The 2,257-nt window shown below is 44.4% G+C and carries 1 protein-coding gene; it reads right to left on the bottom strand.

All coding sequences use genetic code 11. The features are described 5' to 3' along the window. Positions 1-294: 294 nt before the first annotated feature. The gene (locus tag VN105_RS14965) at positions 295-1,941 is read right to left on the bottom strand and encodes a CTP synthase (RefSeq protein WP_325642263.1); all 1,647 of its coding nucleotides are present in this window, start codon (positions 1,939-1,941) and stop codon (positions 295-297) included. Positions 1,942-2,257 lie beyond the last annotated feature (316 nt).

Genomic DNA, 2,257 nt, shown 5'->3' on the forward strand with positions numbered 1-2,257 from the left:
TGTTGTCTGACTCAGGATTACGCTGATTATACTGATTATTTTGATTTGATCATTTTGGATTTTAAAGATAAGCGGAGATATAATAAGATATTTTATTATATTTTCCGGATCATAAAAAACAAATCACTATAATCATCTTAATCCCGAAAAAGATAAAATTAAGGGAGATAAAAGCAATCCGCTTCGATCTCCCTTAAGTATTTATAATTTTCAAAAGTAAAAATCAGGCTAATCATCAAAATCATCGTAATCCTGAGTCAGACAACATCCGCTGCAATTGCCGGAGGCGATCATTTACTTTGTGATCGACTCCTCCATTTTGGCTTTGCCATTCTTCGCTTCCGCGTATTGCTTGGCTGCCTTGATAAAGGATACGAATACGGGCGCAGGGCTTTCCACAGTACTTTTCAGTTCAGGGTGGAACTGTACGCCCACAAAGAATGGGTGACCGGGCAATTCGATGATTTCAACGAGGCCGCTTTCAGGGTTTTTACCCGAAAGTACCAGGCCGGCATCTTCAAACTGCTGCAGGAAGTCGTTATTAAATTCGTAACGGTGGCGATGTCTTTCGCTGATGCTGGTGCTACCGTATATTTCAGCTGCTTTGGAACCTGGCGTTAGTTCGCAGGCATAAGCGCCCAAACGCATGGTGCCGCCTTTAGCTGTAACTTTTTTCTGCTCCTCCATGAGGTTGATCACCGGGTGAGCGGTATCAGGGTTCATTTCCACGGAATGTGCATCTTTCCAGCCAAGTACGTTACGGGCATATTCCACCACGCTCATCTGCATACCCAGGCAGATACCAAAGAACGGCAGCTGGTTTTCACGGGCATACTGGATAGCGGTGATCTTACCTTCAATGCCGCGGTGACCAAAGCCCGGGGCCACCAGGAGCCCATCGAGGTTCTTCAGTTTTTCGGATACATTTTCAGGTGTAATATGTTCGGAGTGGATATTCTGTACAATTACCTTGCATTCATTCAGGGAACCGGCATGTATAAATGATTCCAGGATGGATTTGTAGGCATCCTGCAATTCCACGTATTTACCGATCAAACCGATGGTAACTTTGGATTTGGGATATTTCAGTTTATCCAGGAATTCGCGCCATTTAACAAGTTCCGGTTCTTTTTCCACGGGCAATCCCAGTCTTTTCAGTACGGAAACGTCGAGTTTTTCGCGCATCATTTCCAATGGTACTTCATAGATGGTAGGAACGTCGTTTGCTTCAATTACAGCATCTACCTGTACGTTACAGAACAGGGCGATCTTCTTTTTCAGGTCGCGGTACAGCGGTTCTTCTGTACGGCAAACAATGATATCGGGATGTACGCCGTATTCGCTCAGCAGGCGTACAGAGTGTTGTGTAGGTTTGGTTTTCAGCTCTTTAGCCGCACGCAGGTAGGGGATCAGTGTAAGGTGTACCACCAGGCAGTCTTCCTCACCAAGTTCCCATTGCAACTGGCGAACCGCCTCAATGTATGGAAGGGATTCGATGTCGCCCACTGTACCGCCGAGTTCCGTAATAACGATGTCAAACTTGCCATCTTTACCCAGCAGGAGGATACGGCGTTTGATCTCGTCCGTAATATGAGGGATCACCTGTACGGTTTTGCCGAGATAGGCGCCTTCCCTTTCCTTGTTGATCACTGTCTGGTAAATACGGCCGGTGGTAACGTTATTGGCCTGCGACGTAGGCGTGTTCAAAAAACGTTCGTAGTGGCCGAGATCCAGATCGGTTTCCGCACCATCTTCCGTTACATAACATTCACCATGTTCATAAGGGTTTAATGTACCCGGATCCACATTGATATATGGATCAAATTTCTGAATAGTCACTCTAAAGCCGCGCGCCTGCAATAATTTTGCAAGTGAGGCAGCTATAATTCCTTTACCCAAAGAAGATGTAACACCTCCTGTAACGAAGATATATTTTGCCATAAAACTAAAATTCTGCTAAGAATACTTGACCTATAAACGGGGAAGTGCCGGACTGCGTTTGGTGTAAAACCGATCAAGTAAACTACTTCCGAAGGTCATGCAAAGTTACACAAATTTGCTTCGCTCCCAAGTTTTTTACGGCAGCGCTTTATTTGTTTGTTAATTTTTCGGAGATTCTATTCAGCTCTCATCACTGATCTGGAGCGCGTTTTAAAGAATTTTCAAGTACCGGAAATTATTTATTAAAAACCTTTAGCCGGCGCAACGCCAATGTAAATGAGTGCGCGACTATAAATATATAAAAAGTAAATTTGCG

The sequence above is a fragment of the Chitinophaga sp. genome, assembly GCF_035564935.1.
Classification (GTDB): Bacteria; Bacteroidota; Bacteroidia; order Chitinophagales; family Chitinophagaceae; genus Chitinophaga.

Bases quoted from the DNA above. Each gene is read 5' to 3' on its own strand.
- VN105_RS14965 (WP_325642263.1), bottom strand. From the start codon at position 1,941: ATGGCAAAATATATCTTCGTTACAGGAGGTGTTACATCTTCTTTGGGT.